Raw genomic sequence first — 14416 nt, 5'->3', positions numbered from 1 at the left:
CCGTTGCAGGTCCGTAGGTCTTCGTTCCGCGCGCACGTTCAGCCGGCGGTGGTGACGGCGCTGCCTTCCGGCACGCCCGCGGCGACGCGCGGTCGCGGTGTCGGCAGGCACAGCCGCAGCGCGCCCGGTTCGACCTCGGCGGTCAGGTGGGCACCCGACGTGACGGCGTCGCCGTCGAGCTCGCGCGGGTGCGGCCGGGTGAAACGGATGTCGATCCGCGCGGCGTTGAAGTACTCCAGTGCGCCGCCGGCCACGGCGCCGGCGGGTGTGCCGGGCGCGGCGGATGCCCGACCGGGCAGGGTGCGGGACAGGACGTGTCCCGCCGCGACGAGCCATCCGGCGGCGCCGCGCGGGTCGAGGAGCACCATGTCCAGGCGGCCGTTGTCGGGTCGGGCGTCCGGCAGGAGCGGCAGCCCGCCCTGGAGGGTGCCGACGTTGCCGATGACGACCATGCGGGCCCGTCGTTCCAGCGCGGCGCCGTCGTCGAGCCGGATCGAGAGCCGCATCCTCGGGTCGCGGAGGTGGCCGACGGCCGACACCACGTACGCGGCCCAGCCCACCCGGTCCTTGAGCCGGTCCGATGCGTCCCGGACCATGGCCGCGTCCAGGCCGGCGCCGGCCATCACCGTGAAGCGGGCGGGTTCGAGCCCGTCGCCGCTCAGCCTGCCCATGTCGATGCGGGTGGTCCTCCCGGACAGGGCGGCGTCCAGTGCCTCCGCGGGATCCGCGGGGAGCCGCAGGTTGCGGGCGAGGAGGTTCCCGGTGCCGCAGGGGACGACGGCCAACGCGATGTCCGTGCCGGCGAGCACCTCGGCGCAGGCGCGTACGGTGCCGTCGCCGCCGCAGGCCACGACCAGGGTGGTTCCGCTGTCGCCGATCCGCGCGGCGAGCCCGCCGCTGGGGTCGTCGGCCGAAGTCGGCGTCCACACCTGGTCGGTGTGGCCCCGGTGGTGCAGGACGGAGCGCACTCGCTCGGCCAACTCCTCGTCGCAGGAGTGGGGATGACGGACCACGACGACCCGACCGGCCCCGAGGCCCTCGGGGTCCGCGTCGACGTCGGCATCGGCCGGGGTGCGGGTCGTGGGGAGCGCGGCGCCGCGGGCCGCGGCGGAGCGGGCGTCGTCCCGTCGGGCGTGGGCGGGGAGGAGCAGCGCGTACCCCACGACGAACAGCGTGCAGGCGCCGTTGAGCAGGCCGCCCAGTACGTCGGAGGGGTGGTGCATTCCCCGGTACAGCCGGGACAGGGCCACGGCGACGGGGATCAAGGCGAAGGCGCCGACCGCGAGAACGCGTCGGACGCCGTGCAGTCGGGTGGCCGCGAGCACGGCCAGTCCTCCGAACAGCGCGGTGGCGGCCCCCACGTGCCCCGAGGGGAAGCTCGACGTCGGCGGAGCCGGGTCCAGATGGGGCACGTCGGGTCGGGAGCGCTCGACGACGAGGGTCACGAGGAGGAAGACGGCCGATTGCGCCGCGACGGACAGGGCCAGGAACGCCGCTTCCCTCCGCCACGCCACACGGGGCAGCAGCAACAGCGCCGCGACGAAGAGGAGGGTCAGACCGATCACGCTCTGGGTACTGGCCAGCAGGGACAGCCACTCCGAGAGCTCCGTGAAGGGTTCGCCGCGATGCGCGGCGAAGGCACGGTTGACGCCGTCCTCCGCCGACAGCGGCCACCGACCCGCCAGGGGAACGGTGATCAGCAGGCCCAGGCCCGTCATCAGGGCGACTTGCACGGGGAGAAGCAGCAGCATGCCGCCGCGTCTGGCGGCATCGTCGCGTTCGTTGCTCATTGACGCCGTGTTACCCGGCGGGGCCGAGTCATGCGCCCTGTGGGCGCCGGTCGGATCACCGGCGCCGTCGGTCGATGCGCGCCGTCGGCGCGGTGTCCGGTCGAGGCGCGCGTACTTCCTCTTCCGGGCGGGCGGCGCGCACCCGGAAGGGGGTCAGCGCGGGAGTCGGGTGGGGCCGCCGTAGCGGGGGCGGCGGCGCTTGACGGTCGATTCGGGTGCCGGTTCCGGGTTGGAGAATCCCCCCGGCACGACGGGCCGGGCCGGTGCGGGGCCGGGTGCACTCGCGGCGGCGGCCGGCGCGGTGAGGGGACGCTCGGCCCGCCCGAGCACGACGACATGGGAGATGAGGGGGGCGCAGGCCTGGCAGATCTCGGCCAGCGTCCAGACCTGGCCGATGGCCGGGTTGTGGACCAGCAACAGCATGGGGGCGCCGAAACAGCTCGCCCGGGTGTCCTCGTGGAGCGAGCACTCGGCCGCGCGGCAGGCACAGTCCGCCTGCGGCTGGACGGTGACCAGCCGGGCGTGAGCCCGGGCGTGCTCGGCGGCGAAGCGGCGCATGGCGTTGGTGTCCCGCGACCGGGGAGGCATGCGGCAGGTGGGGGTGCTGCAGGTGAGGGTGACGGTGTGGTCGGCGTGGCCGGTGAGGCGGATCGTCCAGGTTCTACCGGGGACGCGCGAGCCAGGAATGATCGTCAAGTCAGACGTCCGTTCGGTGATGCGGTGAAGTCGGTCGGGGTAACTATTCCCGTGTCCGGGCCTGTCGGCACAAATGGATTGCGCGCGGTCTGTCAGCACGGGCGGACAGGGCGCGCACGGCGTCTCGCGCGGTGCGCGACGGAGCGTCTGCCGGGTCCACGACCAGGGCTCTTTGTCGCACGCAACCCGGTCGGATGTCAACGCCGCCCGGCCGGGAGGGCATCGTGCAAGAGCCGGCCGGGGCGCGCGCCGCGGTCGGTCCGGTCAGTACAGGAGGATCCGGGTGACGACCACCTGCGGCGGTTCCGCGTCCTCGGCGATGACGTACTCGACGATGCCCAGCGTCCCGTCGTCACCCAGCGGCAACAGCCGACACTCCGGCCACTCCTCGGCTGTCGTGCTGCCCGGCACGAGCCCGCGGGACTCCCCGATGCCGACCATCGCCGCGATGATCGACCCCATGGCCCACGGGGGCAGATTCGGGTCGATCATGAATCGGGCGACGTCCTCGGAGAGCACGCAGGGCAGGCCTACGGGGTCGCTCTCGCCCTCGTGGGTGTCACTCAACTGGCCGTCCCATCGCCCTTCGACACGGTCGTGTGGTTCGAGTGTGCCCTGTGGGACTCCGCGGTGGGCCCTTGCCCGACGTACCGCCGTCCGTGACCCGTACGTGGCGGCCGGATTGACGCATGGCCGGGCACGACAACCATCACACGCTCGCCCCCGAACGGCTTCGGCCGTCAAGTACGGCGCGGGAGAACGGCTTTGCTCCAAGAGGGGGTTTACCTCACGCCGGGCGGGTCATACGCGTCGTGCGGCGGGTTGCCACTTCGAGTGGTGCGGCGACCCGTCGAGATCGGTAGGCGCGCGTGCCCGTCCCCCCGGCCGCGCGCCCGCCGACCGGCACGATGCTGCCGTCCCGTCGCACGCGGCGCCGGGCTCGGGTGTTCCCCCCACCCGGAGCCCGGCCGAGCCCCCGGCGGCCACTGCCCGAACCAGCGGCCCTCGGGCACGGACGGGACGGCAGCACGTCATCGGCCTCCACCCGGCACCTGTGCGGGGCACCCAGCACCTGTGTCGGGTGCCCCGCACCCCGTACCCGTGGCTTCGCCGGCCTCGGGGCACCGTGGCGAGAGGCGGGCCGTGCGTCGCGTACAGTGGGGTTTACCGACGCGGGGTGGAGCAGCTCGGTAGCTCGCTGGGCTCATAACCCAGAGGTCGCAGGTTCAAATCCTGTCCCCGCTACTGAAGGTCCGGCCCCCCGACGCCCAGGCGTCGGGGGGCCGGACTGCTTTCCCCCGGGACTGCCGCATCGGCGGTCGGCGTCGGCGGTCGGTTCAACCGCTGCACGATCGATGCGATGTGCGTGGCGGAGTCCACGCGTCCATGGTGGAGACAAGGACGACACCCGGGACCTCAGTCACCGGTCCGTCCTCGTCTGGACAGGAAGATGCCATGTCCGATCGACGCGTCCCGCCGGGAGAGACCCCTCCCGGTGAAGGTTCCATCGCCGAGGCCCACCAGGAACGGGCCGATGGCGGGATCTTCGAACACCCTCGGGCCCTGCTGGCCCTCATCGCCTTCGGGGCGGTGCTCTTCGCGGCGTTCTTCGCCGCCCGCATCGCGGGCTTCTGACCACTCCCGCCGACCGTCCGGCGCTCGGCGGTACCCGCGCGGCCCGGGACCGACGCGGGGTCTCGGCACGCCCGATCGGACCTGATCGGACAAAATTAGGCACAATCGATGCAAGTGGACGCTCCCCCGCACGCGAGAGGCGAGGAACCATGCAGCTCAAGGACGAACTACCCGTGGATCACAAGCTCGCCGGGATCTACCGCTACGGCGCGCTCGTCTGTGGCCTGATCCTGCTGGCCTTCAGCGCCCTCGGTTTCGCGGACGCGCTGAGTCCGTTCGACACCTCGGGCGGGCGGATCGCCGGCATGACGACGAACTCCACGCTCAGCGCGATCTCGCTGGTCGTGGGGCTGGCACTGGTCGTGGGCGCCTTCATCGGGGGAAACTTCGCCTCGATGCTGAACATGATCGTCGGCGGGCTGTTCGTGCTGAGCGGCTTCGCCCACCTCTTCGTGCTCGACAAGCCGGCGAACGTGCTCGGCTTCGGCATGAGCAACGTCGTGTTCAGCTTCCTCATGGGACTGCTGATCATGACCTTCGGGATGTACGGGCGGGTCTCCAGCAAGCTGCCGCACGACAATCCGTACTGGCGACAGCGCCACACGGCTGAGGGCGGTCCGGAGCGCGCCACCCCGGCCACAGCCCTGCGTGAGCTGGGGAAATAGGCCGGGCGGGGTCACCCGTCGGCCCGGGCGGCGGTCCGGTCGGTACTCCGACCGGACCGCCGTTCGAGTGGTAGCGGCACCGGGTGGCGCAGTGCCGCGCTGCGCGGACCGCCGCAGTGGGCATGCATCGCCGTGGCCGTTCCCGGACCGAAGGAGCACGCATGCACGGGCAGATGCTCGGGATCTACCTCAACGACCACCTGGCGGGTTCCACGGCCGGCGTGGGCCTCGCCCGACGCATCGCCCGCGCACACCGACGCACACCCCGCGGGCCGGAACTGGCCCGTCTGGCGAACGAGATCGCCCAGGACCGGCACGACCTCCTGGCCATCATGCACTCCCTCGGTCACGCCCCGCGCCGTCACAAGGTCCTCGCGGGCTGGGCCGGAGAGCGGGCCGCCCGCTGGAAGCTCAACGGCCGCCTGGTGCGGCGTTCGGGCCTGAGCCGGCTCGTCGAGCTGGAGACGTTGCGGCTGGGCACCGAGGGCAAGGCGTGCCTGTGGGCGACGCTGCTGGTGGTGGCTCCGGGGCAGACCGGACTCGACCAGGAGCGTCTGCAAGGGTTGCTGGACCGCGCCCAGGAACAGATCGACACGTTGGAGGGCCTGCGCCTGACCGCGTCGGCCAAGGTGTTCACCGCCGGCCGCGCGACGGCCTGAGCCGTCACGCGGCCGGCGGTGAACCGGTGGGGCATCGGGCGGTCCGCGCGAGGCGCGGCGCCGACCCGGTGAAGTCAGCGGGCCCGGTGCCGGGCTCGACTGCCGCCCTGGTAGGCCAGGACGGCGGCGAGGATCATCGGTGCGACAAGAAGAGCCACCACACTCATTGCGCTTCCCTTTCTCCTGGGGTCCTCCTCCGTCTCACCCGATACGGCCGGGCCAAACCCGTACGACTCATCCGCAATGCGCCTTCGTTCAGCGCCGCGCCGGTGCCGCGAAGGGGATCGAGGTCTCCTGCCGGTCGCCGAGGCAGTTTGTCTTGCGGACAGAACAGCTGGAATACATCACGGCCGTGACCCGGCTCGGATCGCTGCGCCGCGCGGCAGAGTCCCTGCACGTCTCCCAGCCGGCCCTGAGCGAGACCGTCCGCAATCTGGAACGCGAGCTGGGTGTCGACCTCCTGGACCGCCGCCGCTCCGGTGCCCGGATCAGCGACGCCGGCCGTGAGCTGTTGCCGCACATCGTCGGGGTGCTGGACGCGGTCGACACGCTGCGCCGCGCCGCCGACGCGCGGCACCGCACCACCCGCATGATCCGGCTGGGCACCGTGAACGCGGCGACGGTGCCACTGCTCGTGCCCACCCTTCAGGCGTTCCGCCGCTCCCATCCCGGCCGTACTGATGGTGATCCAGCGCCCGCGGTCGACCACGACGACGAGGTCGGTGCACGCCCTGCACACGATGTTCGTGCGGAGCGCCGCGGCCTACACGGGGGCGGGTCCGGAGCGTGGGGATGCGACGGCGGCCGTCGGGTGGCCGTAGGGGGTGTTCGCGCACCCCGATCGGGCGATGTGCCGTCCCAGGGCGTCTCGAATCCGGCCGGCCGGCGTTACACGACCCGGAACATGATCATCGCCCCGGCATCCGTCGCGACACGACGCGGTGGGCGGCCGGGGCCGCCGGATTGCACGAGGGAGCACGATGACCGACCTCACCGCGGTGGACGCGGGACGCACGAGACTGGCCGCGCGGTGCCGTGAGGTGTGCGAGGCGCCGCCGTTCTCGATCGGCGTGTTCGCGGCGATCCTCCTCAACGCCGCGCTGCTGGGCGTCGAGACGTACAGCGGCCTCGCCGTCGACTACGGGCCCCTACTCCACCTGGCCGAACGATTCTGCGTGATCGCGTTCACCCTGGAGATGCTGGTCCGCCTGGGCGCGCACGCCGATCGACCGAAAGCTTTCTTCCGGGATCCCTGGAACGTGTTCGACCTGCTGGTCGTCTCCTCCGCCTTCGTGCCGTTCCTGCGGGAGAACACCACCCTGTTGAGGCTCCTGCGGCTGGCGCGGGTCCTGCGCACCGCGCGGTTCATGCCGCAGTTGCGCGTCCTGTTGGTCGCCGTGGGCCGCAGCCTGCCCGGCACCGTCAGCTTCCTGTTCGTCGGTGCGCTGATCCTCTACGTGTACGCGATGATCGGCTGGATCTGCTTCGCCGCGCACGACCCCCAGCACTACGGCTCCCTCGGCCGCGCCGGGCTGACCCTCTTCCTCCTGATGACGCTGGAGGGTCTCGGCGACGCCGTGCACGCCGGGCTGGCCGTCTCCCCCTTCAGCATCCTGTACTACGCCTCCTACGTCCTGCTCGCCTCGTTCGTACTCGTCAACGTGCTGATCGGCGTCGTCCTCAACTCCCTTGAGGAGGCACGTGAGATGGAGGCGGCCGAAGCCCTTCGGGAGAGCGCCGCGCACGCGGCCGACGCACCCGCCCCACCGGTCGGGGTCGGCGCCGCGGGGGAGGAACCGGAGCCGGCCGACGCGCTGCGTCTGCGCATCGCCGCGGTGCGCAGTGCGCTCGACGACATGGAGGCCCAACTCGACGTCCCACACGTCCCGGACGCGGCCTCGATCGGCGGTTCCCCTCCCCCGGCCCACGCCTCGGCCGGCGCTGTGTGAGGGATTGCGCCCGAGAGCGGGGTCGTACGGCGCGCGCGTGGTGGCCTGGCACCGGGGTCGCGGCGTGCGCGAGGATCTCCCCATGGACGACTCGGCACACTTCACGCGCACCTGGCAGGTCACGGCCTCCGGCGGATACGACACCGCGTGGGGGCGGTTCGAGGAGGACCGCCTCCAGGCGCGGGGCCGGGCGCTGGGGCTGGAGGACGGCCCGTACTGGGTCACGTACCGGCTCGTGACCGGTCCCCGCTTCGTCACGCGGGAGCTGCACGTCACCGTCGACGGTCCCGGTGCGGTGAGGCGTGAACTCGACCTGCGCCGGGACGAGGCGGGACGGTGGACGGTCGACGGGCAGCCGCGGGAGGAGTTCGAGGGCGCCCTCGACTGCGACCTCGGCCTGTGCCCGCTGACGAACACGATGCCCGTGCTGCGGCACGGGCTCCACCTGAGGGACGCGGGCGCACCGGAACGGCCGTTCCTGATGGCCTGGGTGTCCGTTCCCGATCTCGTCGTGACGCCGTCGGAGCAGGTGTACACGCCGCTGGGCGGCCACCGGGTCCGCTACGCCTCCGGCTCGTTCACCGCCGACGTCGAGTTCGACGCCGACGGTCTCGTCCGCCACTACCCGGGTCTGGCCACCGGCCTGCACGCCGGGCCCGAGGGGTCGGCGTCATGAAGGTGGTCCTGACGAGGGCGAGCGTCGCGACGGGCCTCGCCGCACTCGCCGGGCCCGGAACGCCGCGGGGCGTCTGACGCGGGCCCGCGGGACCGTTCGCCGTTCCGTACGCGATGCGGCGCCCCGGTACACGTCGCGGCGCCCCGGTACACGTCGCGGCGTACTCAGAAGGCGTTGCGGCGTCGGAGCCCGAACGGGCGGCCGTCGGGGTCGACGAGCAACCGGTACAGCGGCATGACGACCCCGCGCGTGGTGCGCGGCAGATCGGGCGGGCGGTAGGTCCGCAGGCGGCCCGCCGGCCGGGGGCCCCGGCACCCGCCGTCGTGCCACGCGTCGAGTGCGGCGGCGCTCGACGCGAACGCGTCGAAGGCGGCGACCGGGTCGCACACGAGGTCGGCCGGGTACCGTGAATCGGGGGCCGCGGCATCGAGGTGTTCGAGCGAGAGTTCCAGCCGCAGGTCCCTGGCGTGGCGGCGGGCACCGTCCCCGAGCCCTCCGGGGTCGAGCGGCGGGCGGACGTCGGCGGTCTCGTCCAGCACGGCGCAGTTGAGTTCCGAGTCGTGTGTCCAGGAGCGGAGGTTCACGTTGTCCGATCCGACCGAGGCCCAGACGTCGTCGATCACGCAGACCTTGGCGTGCACGTACACGGGAGTCCCCGCGTGGTTCTCCAGCCCGTAGACCGCGACGCGGTCGGCGCTCGCACGCCGCAGCGCCTCCAGCGCGGTGAGCCGTCCGACGAGGTTCATCGGCAGCGTGACCCGTCCGTCCTGTTCGGGGACCGTGGGGATCACGGCGATCAGGCGCAGTTCCGGGTTGTCGCGCAGCGCCCGGGCGAAGGACTCGACGACCTTCGGGGACCACAGGTACTGGTCCTCCAGGTAGATCAGCGCCTGTGCCCGTCGCAGCGCCTTGAGGTAGCTGCGCGCGATGCTGCGTTCGCCGTCGGGCGCGAAGGGGTAGCCGCGCCACAGCCGGTTGGGGTAGGTGCGCAGGATCTGTACGGCCTGGCTTCCGCACGGTCGGGGGTCGGGCAGCTGAGGGGGAAGGCGGTCCGCGACCGTGTCCTCCCGGTCCAGGAGCGCGCGCAACCGGACCATCGGGCTGCGGCTGAGGGGTCCGGGGTCGCACCAACGCTCCCGGAACCCCGCCTCGATGTCGCCGACGGCCGGGCCTCGGACGGCCAGTTGCACGTCGTGCCACGGTGGGCGGTCTCCGTAGGCGGAGGCGAAGGGCGGCGCCTGGGGGTCGCCGCGGTGCGAGGCGTCGTCGTTGCGGCCGTGGCAGAGGTCGATGCCACCGACGTACGCGACGTCGAGGTGGGGGCGCCCGGGATGGCGCAGGACGACCAGTTTCTGGTGGTGGGAACCCCCGGGGCGCACGCGCATGTCGAGCAGGCACTCGCCGCCGGCCTCCTCGATCTCCTCGCCGAGGTGGCGGTTCTCGCTCTCGCTGAACTGGAGCCCGTCCAGGTGGGAGCGCCAGATCAGCCCTTTGACGATGACTCCGCGCCGCGCCGCCTCGCCCAGTACGGCGCCGATCTCCGTGCCGGGGCCGTCGAGCCGCTCGTCGGGGTCGCCGCGCCAGTCCGTGAACAGCAGGAGGTCGCCCTCGCGCTGCGCCCGGATCCCTTCCAGCAGTTCGGCGAAGTACGTCGCGCCGTGCACCAGGGGGCGCACCTGGTTCCCTCGGGTCCAGGCGGCTCCGTCAGGGTGGCGCGCGTCGAGCCGGGTCGCGGCGTTGCCGCGTTCATCGGCGGTGATCATCCAGTCACTGAGCTTCACGGGTGTGGGCCTCCGCCCTGGCGTCTACCCGCTCGGGGCGCCGTCATCCGGCGGTGTGCGGGACCGGTGGGGACGGAGTGTCGTGTTCACCGTGCGGACGTGCGGCGGCCGGGTCGCGTAGGTCGCCGCTTCGTGTCGCCGTTCGACCCTCGCCCTGTTCATGTACCTGACAGTCTGGAGTTCCCGTGACCCCCCCGCGCCGTCTGCACGCGGCATCCGTCGTCGCTGCCGCGCTCGTCGTCCTGACCGCGGCGGCGCCGCAACAGGCACAGGCCGCGCGCCCGCTGCCCTCCGTCACCCCGCGGTCGGAGACGGCGACGCTGTACGACGACGAGGCCGGAGGCAACGCCAACGCCGACGATCCCGCGATCTGGCGCAACGCCGCCGATCCCGATCGCAGCCTGGTCATCGCCACCGCGAAGGAGGGCGGGCTGCGCGTCTATGACCTCGACGCCCGCCAGGTCCAGGCGGTCGCCGCGCCGTCCACGGGCGCGCCCGACGACGCCCCCGGGCGCTTCAACAACGTCGATCTCGTGCACGGTCTGCGCCTGTCCGGCGGACGGGCCGACGTGGCCGTGACCACGGACCGCGGGAACGACCGGCTGCGGGTGTACCGGGTGCAGGCCGGCCGGCCCGGTGGGCCGCTGGTCGACGTGACCGATCCGAGCGCTCCGCCGGTGTTCTCCGCCGACCAGGCCGAGATCAACGAGCAGCGGACCGCCTACGGTCTCGCCACCTGGACCGATGCCCGTACCGGTCGCTCGTACGCGCTGGTCAGCCGCCGCAACCAGACCCGGCTCGCCCTCCTGGAACTCACGCCGACGGCTGCCGGCACCGTCACCTACCGCACGGTCCGCACGCTCGACCTGCCGTTCTCGTTCCGGCTTCCGAACGGCAGGACGTGGAGCCCCTGCGCCGAGCCCGGGGAACTCCCCCAGGTCGAGGGCATGGTCGTCGACCCGGCCAACGGTGTCCTGTACGCGGGCCAGGAGGACGTGGGCATCTGGCGGCTGCCCGCCGACCTCACCGGCACGCCGAAGCTCATCGACAAGGTCCGCGAGTACGGCGTCCCCGGGGTGTACGACGAGAAGACCGAGGAGTGCGCCGCGGGCGCCGACCCGGGCTTCGGCGGCCGCAGGCTCGCCGCGGACGTCGAGGGACTGACCCTGGTCACGGGGCGTGGCGGCGACGGCCACCTGCTCGCGTCCAGCCAGGGCGACGACACCTTCGCGGTCTACGACCGGGAGGTCGACGAGCACAACGCGTACGAGGGCGGCTTCCGCGTGTCGGCCGCGAACGCCACGCTCGACGGCTCGGAGCAGTGTGACGGGGCGGCCGTGCTCAACGCCCCGCTGGGCAGGCGCTTCCCGCGCGGTCTGCTCGTCGTCCAAGACGGCCGGGACACCCCGGCGGACACGGAGCGGGAGGCCACCGGCTTCAAGTTCGTGGACCTGGGCAGCGTGCTCGACCGACTCTGACCCCATCGGGCTCCGCGCATGCGGAACCCCGCCGAAGCCCCGCGGCGCCGAACGTTCGGCGCCGCGGGGCTTCCGGCTCCCCGGGCCCGTTCGACACCGCCGGCCGGGAGCGGGACGATGAAAAGCGAAACCGCCACACGATCCGGTTCGGCTATCTGATGTCACTGTGTGTAAAGGATCTCACTCGGGGAACACGAAGGGTCCGACGGTCGAACCGACAAGGTGGGTGTGCGCGCATGAACGACATTCAGGCGACAGACACGTCAGTCCCCGCTGATCTGGTGATCGAGGACGATTGCGCGGCCGGCATCGCCCGGGCCCGCGACGTCGCCCGCGTCTACGCCGCCAGTCTCGATCCCGCCGCTCCGGCCGACACCTCGGACGCCCTCCAGCTCGTGGTCTCCGAGCTGACCACCAACGCCCTGCGGCACGGTGGCGGCCACTACACCCTCCACCTGAGTTCCGGACCCGACAGTGTGAGCGTCGCGGTGAGTGACAACAGCTCCGTACTCCCCCAGGAGCGCACCCCCGACCTCGCCGGACGCGCCGGCGGTTTCGGCTGGCACATGGTCCGCCACTACTGCCGCAGCCTGGCCGTCACCCTTGTGCCGGGGGAGGGAAAGACCATCCTCGCCGTCCTGCCCCTGTGACCACGAGGACCGTGGCCGCTCCCCCGTTCACCCGTGACCCGTTTCCCCGTTCACTCGTTCACCCGTTTCCCCGTATGCCGGATCGAGAGTTAAGCGAGATTGCGAAATGGCCGATGACGCCTACCTGTTCCTGCTCCCCGAACGCCATCCGCGGCTCGGGGCGGCCCTGGCCGCCGTGATGCCCCTGGAATGCGCCGAGACTCCCGCCGTCCACGGATGGCTGCAGGCCCACGGCACGTCGGAGTCGTCGGAACACGTCAGGATCCTGCCGGCCGGGTCGGACGTACTCATTCCCGAGGGCGCGGAGCGGCTTCCCGTCCCGCTGAGCGACGACGAGACGGCTCGCGTGCACCAGGAGTGCGCGTCCCCGTCGGTCACGCACATGGAAGCGGAACTCCTGGAGTACAAGCACACGACCGAGGACTGGGAAGCGCTCGTCCACCGGGCTCTGACCGCCGGCATTCCCGCGCCCCGGATCGTCCAGCTGACCGGACTGGACCCGCAGAACGTCGCCCACCTGATCCAGGCGTGAGCGGTGGCGGCCCGCGTCCCTCGGGACGGCGGGCCGCTCACTCGTCCGAGTGAACACGACGGGTGACGCGCGCCAGGCCGCCCCCGCTGTACCGCGCGGCCCCGCCCGGTACCGGGCCACGCCCGTGGCGTCGCCCGCCGCCCGACCGCCCGGCAACCGGCCTTCCGCGGCCCCCCGCCCGGCTTGCCGCGGACCACAGGCCTCCGCAGGCTGTTCTCGCTGATCTTCGATGACAGCGCTCAACCGTGGGAAAGGAATCCGTCCCGTGTCAGAGGCACTCTCCGACGACCTCAAGAAGCTGATCGACGACACCCCCGTCTTCGCGACGGTGGCCACGATCCAGCCCGACGGCAGCCCGCAGCTCTCCGTCACCTGGTTGGCCCGTGACGGCGACGACCTGTTGATCTCCACCACCGTCGGCCGTCGCAAGGAGGCGAACCTTCGCCGCGACCCGCGGGCCACCGTCATCATCAATCCGCCCAACGCCCCCTACACGTACGCCGAGGTGCGGGGCACCGTCTCGCTCACCACCGAAGGCGGGCAGGAACTGATCGACGCCCTCTCCCGCAAGTACACGGGCAAGGAGTACGCCGATTTCAACCCGGCCTCCAAGGACGACGCCCCGCGCGTGGTCCTCCGCGTGACGCCGCGCAAGGTCGTCGGCTCGCTCTGAGCCCCCCGTTCGACGGCGGGACGAGCTGCTGAGGCACGGGGCCGGAAGCCCCCCACCACCGGCCCCACCTTCTTCCGGGGGGTCGGCAGCAGCTCGCCCGGCAGCCCCTGTGCGCGGGGCTGTTCCTCGTCGCTGTCCGCTTGTTACTGTCGCGCCGTGTCGCGCATAGAGATCGATCTACTGACCGCCGAGTTCTTCGCCGCCTTCGACAACCGGGGTGGCAAGCGCGCCGACGTGGAGCGGATCCGTCGGCTCCTCCTCCCGGGCGGGGTGATCGTGAAGACCGGACCGGAGTTCACCGTCTACACCGTCGAGGAGTTCATCGCACCCCGTCGAGCCCTGCTGTCCGACGGCCGGTTGCTGGAGTTCACCGAGTGGGAGACCTCCGAACGGACCGAGATCGCCGGTGACATCGCGTCACGGTTCGGCGAGTACCGCAAGTCCGGGATCCTGGACGGCGAACCGTTCGAGGGTGGCGGAACCAAGACCATTCAGTTCGTGCGCACCCCGGAGGGCTGGCGGATCTCGGCGCTCTCCTGGCACGACCGACCCTGACCGCACCCGCGTTCGCGGGGACAGCGGGTCGGCCGGCTCTACGTCAGGCCGCGCGGAAGGCGGTGGCGCGGACGCTGTTGCCGCAGATCGCGAAATTGCCGCCGTCACTCGGGGCGATCTGGGTCTTGGTGCCGGCGACGCCGACGACCATCGTGGGTGCGGCGATCGGCTTGGCGCCGGAGGCGCAGTAGCCGTCGGCCTCGCCGAGGACCGGCGGGAAGGTGAGTTGGGACGCCGCCCGGCCACCGACCGCGAGTTGTACGGGCTTCGCGCTGCCCGTCCGGGACACGCTGAGCGGCTTGTTCCGGTCGGGTGAGCCCTGGCCGGCGAGTGCGACGGTGGGGAAGCCCGCCAGCACGCACGCCTTGGGGCCCTTGTTGACGACGGTGACCCGCGCCTGACCGGTTCCCGAGGTCCCGCTGACCGTCAGTTGGCCGCCCTTGCACTGAGCGGCGGGAGCCCGCTGAGGCGTCGCCTGGTCGGCCGCCACGGCCGATCCGGCGCCGGCCAGCGCACCACCCGACAACACCAGGGCCGCCAAGAGCGAACGGCAGGCCCGGGCACGGCTCCTCTTCTTCGCTGCGCATTTCATCGTTGGTTCTCCCGCGGTGTCAGGGAACGTCGTGCATGACCCCCTCGACGGGGCTCCGCGGCCGGCGGACGGCGACATCATGGGC

Annotated in this window: 15 protein-coding genes, 1 tRNA gene and 1 pseudogene; 12 read left to right on the top strand and 5 right to left on the bottom strand. The window is 72.2% G+C overall.

Going from position 1 to position 14416, the window contains the following annotated elements; translation table 11 throughout:
* Window positions 1–38: 38 nt before the first annotated feature.
* The 3 genes from OTB19_RS24570 to OTB19_RS24560 all read right to left on the bottom strand — a co-directional run bounded on the left by OTB19_RS24570 (window position 39) and on the right by OTB19_RS24560 (window position 3053).
* Window positions 39–1790 (bottom strand): diacylglycerol kinase family protein, encoded by a 1752-nt coding sequence (locus tag OTB19_RS24570; RefSeq protein WP_267800553.1) that lies wholly within the window; start codon window positions 1788–1790, stop codon window positions 39–41.
* A gap of 153 nt (window positions 1791–1943) precedes the next feature.
* Window positions 1944–2486, bottom strand: a complete 543-nt coding sequence (locus OTB19_RS24565) for a hypothetical protein (protein WP_267800552.1) — start codon at window positions 2484–2486, stop codon at window positions 1944–1946.
* Window positions 2487–2750: 264 nt separating this feature from the next.
* Window positions 2751–3053: a hypothetical protein gene (locus OTB19_RS24560; RefSeq protein ID WP_267800551.1), complete on the bottom strand. Its 303-nt coding sequence runs from the start codon at window positions 3051–3053 to the stop codon at window positions 2751–2753.
* Between the two features lie 604 nt (window positions 3054–3657).
* On the opposite strand from OTB19_RS24560, the gene OTB19_RS24555 reads away from it, so the two are divergent.
* From OTB19_RS24555 to OTB19_RS24525, 7 genes and pseudogenes are all read left to right on the top strand, one after another.
* A tRNA-Met gene (locus OTB19_RS24555) sits at window positions 3658–3731 on the top strand.
* Window positions 3732–3941: 210 nt separating this feature from the next.
* Window positions 3942–4121, top strand: coding sequence for a DUF6480 family protein (locus tag OTB19_RS24550; protein WP_267800550.1), 180 nt, complete (start codon window positions 3942–3944; stop codon window positions 4119–4121).
* Window positions 4122–4270: 149 nt separating this feature from the next.
* Window positions 4271–4786 (top strand): DUF4383 domain-containing protein, encoded by a 516-nt coding sequence (locus OTB19_RS24545; protein ID WP_267800549.1) that lies wholly within the window; start codon window positions 4271–4273, stop codon window positions 4784–4786.
* A 161-nt stretch (window positions 4787–4947) separates the two neighbouring features.
* Window positions 4948–5445, top strand: a complete 498-nt coding sequence (locus OTB19_RS24540) for a hypothetical protein (RefSeq protein WP_267800548.1) — start codon at window positions 4948–4950, stop codon at window positions 5443–5445.
* Window positions 5446–5764: 319 nt separating this feature from the next.
* Window positions 5765–6115 (top strand): annotated as a pseudogene (locus tag OTB19_RS24535) (LysR family transcriptional regulator); the annotation flags it as partial.
* Between the two features lie 310 nt (window positions 6116–6425).
* Entirely contained in the window at window positions 6426–7394 is a 969-nt protein-coding gene (locus OTB19_RS24530) for an ion transporter (protein ID WP_267800547.1), read from the top strand.
* Between the two features lie 82 nt (window positions 7395–7476).
* Window positions 7477–8070 carry a putative glycolipid-binding domain-containing protein gene (locus tag OTB19_RS24525; protein ID WP_267800546.1) on the top strand — a complete coding sequence of 198 codons (594 nt, stop codon included), beginning with the start codon at window positions 7477–7479 and terminating at the stop codon, window positions 8068–8070.
* 164 nt (window positions 8071–8234) lie between these two features.
* Here OTB19_RS24525 and OTB19_RS24520 read toward each other — a convergent pair whose 3' ends face one another.
* On the bottom strand, window positions 8235–9851 hold the full coding sequence (locus OTB19_RS24520; RefSeq protein ID WP_267800545.1) for a phospholipase D family protein: 1617 nt from the start codon (window positions 9849–9851) through the stop codon (window positions 8235–8237).
* A gap of 185 nt (window positions 9852–10036) precedes the next feature.
* Here OTB19_RS24520 and OTB19_RS24515 point away from each other — a divergent pair, with 185 nt between their 5' ends.
* The 5 genes from OTB19_RS24515 to OTB19_RS24495 all read left to right on the top strand — a co-directional run bounded on the left by OTB19_RS24515 (window position 10037) and on the right by OTB19_RS24495 (window position 13739).
* A complete protein-coding gene (locus OTB19_RS24515) occupies window positions 10037–11329 on the top strand; it encodes a phytase (RefSeq protein WP_267800543.1) in 1293 nt (430 codons plus the stop codon).
* A gap of 236 nt (window positions 11330–11565) precedes the next feature.
* Window positions 11566–11979: an ATP-binding protein gene (locus OTB19_RS24510; RefSeq protein ID WP_267800541.1), complete on the top strand. Its 414-nt coding sequence runs from the start codon at window positions 11566–11568 to the stop codon at window positions 11977–11979.
* Window positions 11980–12085: 106 nt separating this feature from the next.
* A complete protein-coding gene (locus tag OTB19_RS24505) occupies window positions 12086–12511 on the top strand; it encodes a DUF6003 family protein (RefSeq protein ID WP_267800540.1) in 426 nt (141 codons plus the stop codon).
* Between the two features lie 265 nt (window positions 12512–12776).
* Complete coding sequence (locus OTB19_RS24500) at window positions 12777–13184, top strand: PPOX class F420-dependent oxidoreductase (RefSeq protein WP_267800538.1); 408 nt, start codon at window positions 12777–12779, stop codon at window positions 13182–13184.
* A 156-nt stretch (window positions 13185–13340) separates the two neighbouring features.
* Entirely contained in the window at window positions 13341–13739 is a 399-nt protein-coding gene (locus OTB19_RS24495; RefSeq protein WP_267800537.1) for a DUF4440 domain-containing protein, read from the top strand.
* Between the two features lie 43 nt (window positions 13740–13782).
* Here OTB19_RS24495 and OTB19_RS24490 read toward each other — a convergent pair whose 3' ends face one another.
* Window positions 13783–14331, bottom strand: coding sequence for a DUF4232 domain-containing protein (locus tag OTB19_RS24490; protein ID WP_267800536.1), 549 nt, complete (start codon window positions 14329–14331; stop codon window positions 13783–13785).
* Window positions 14332–14416: the final 85 nt, after the last annotated feature.

Origin of the sequence: Streptomyces sp. H27-H5 (assembly GCF_026627505.1) — a bacterium.
Taxonomy (GTDB): Bacteria; Actinomycetota; Actinomycetes; order Streptomycetales; family Streptomycetaceae; genus Streptomyces.
Note: the sequence above shows the minus strand (reverse complement) of the source record. Positions and strands in the feature narration are given on the sequence as shown.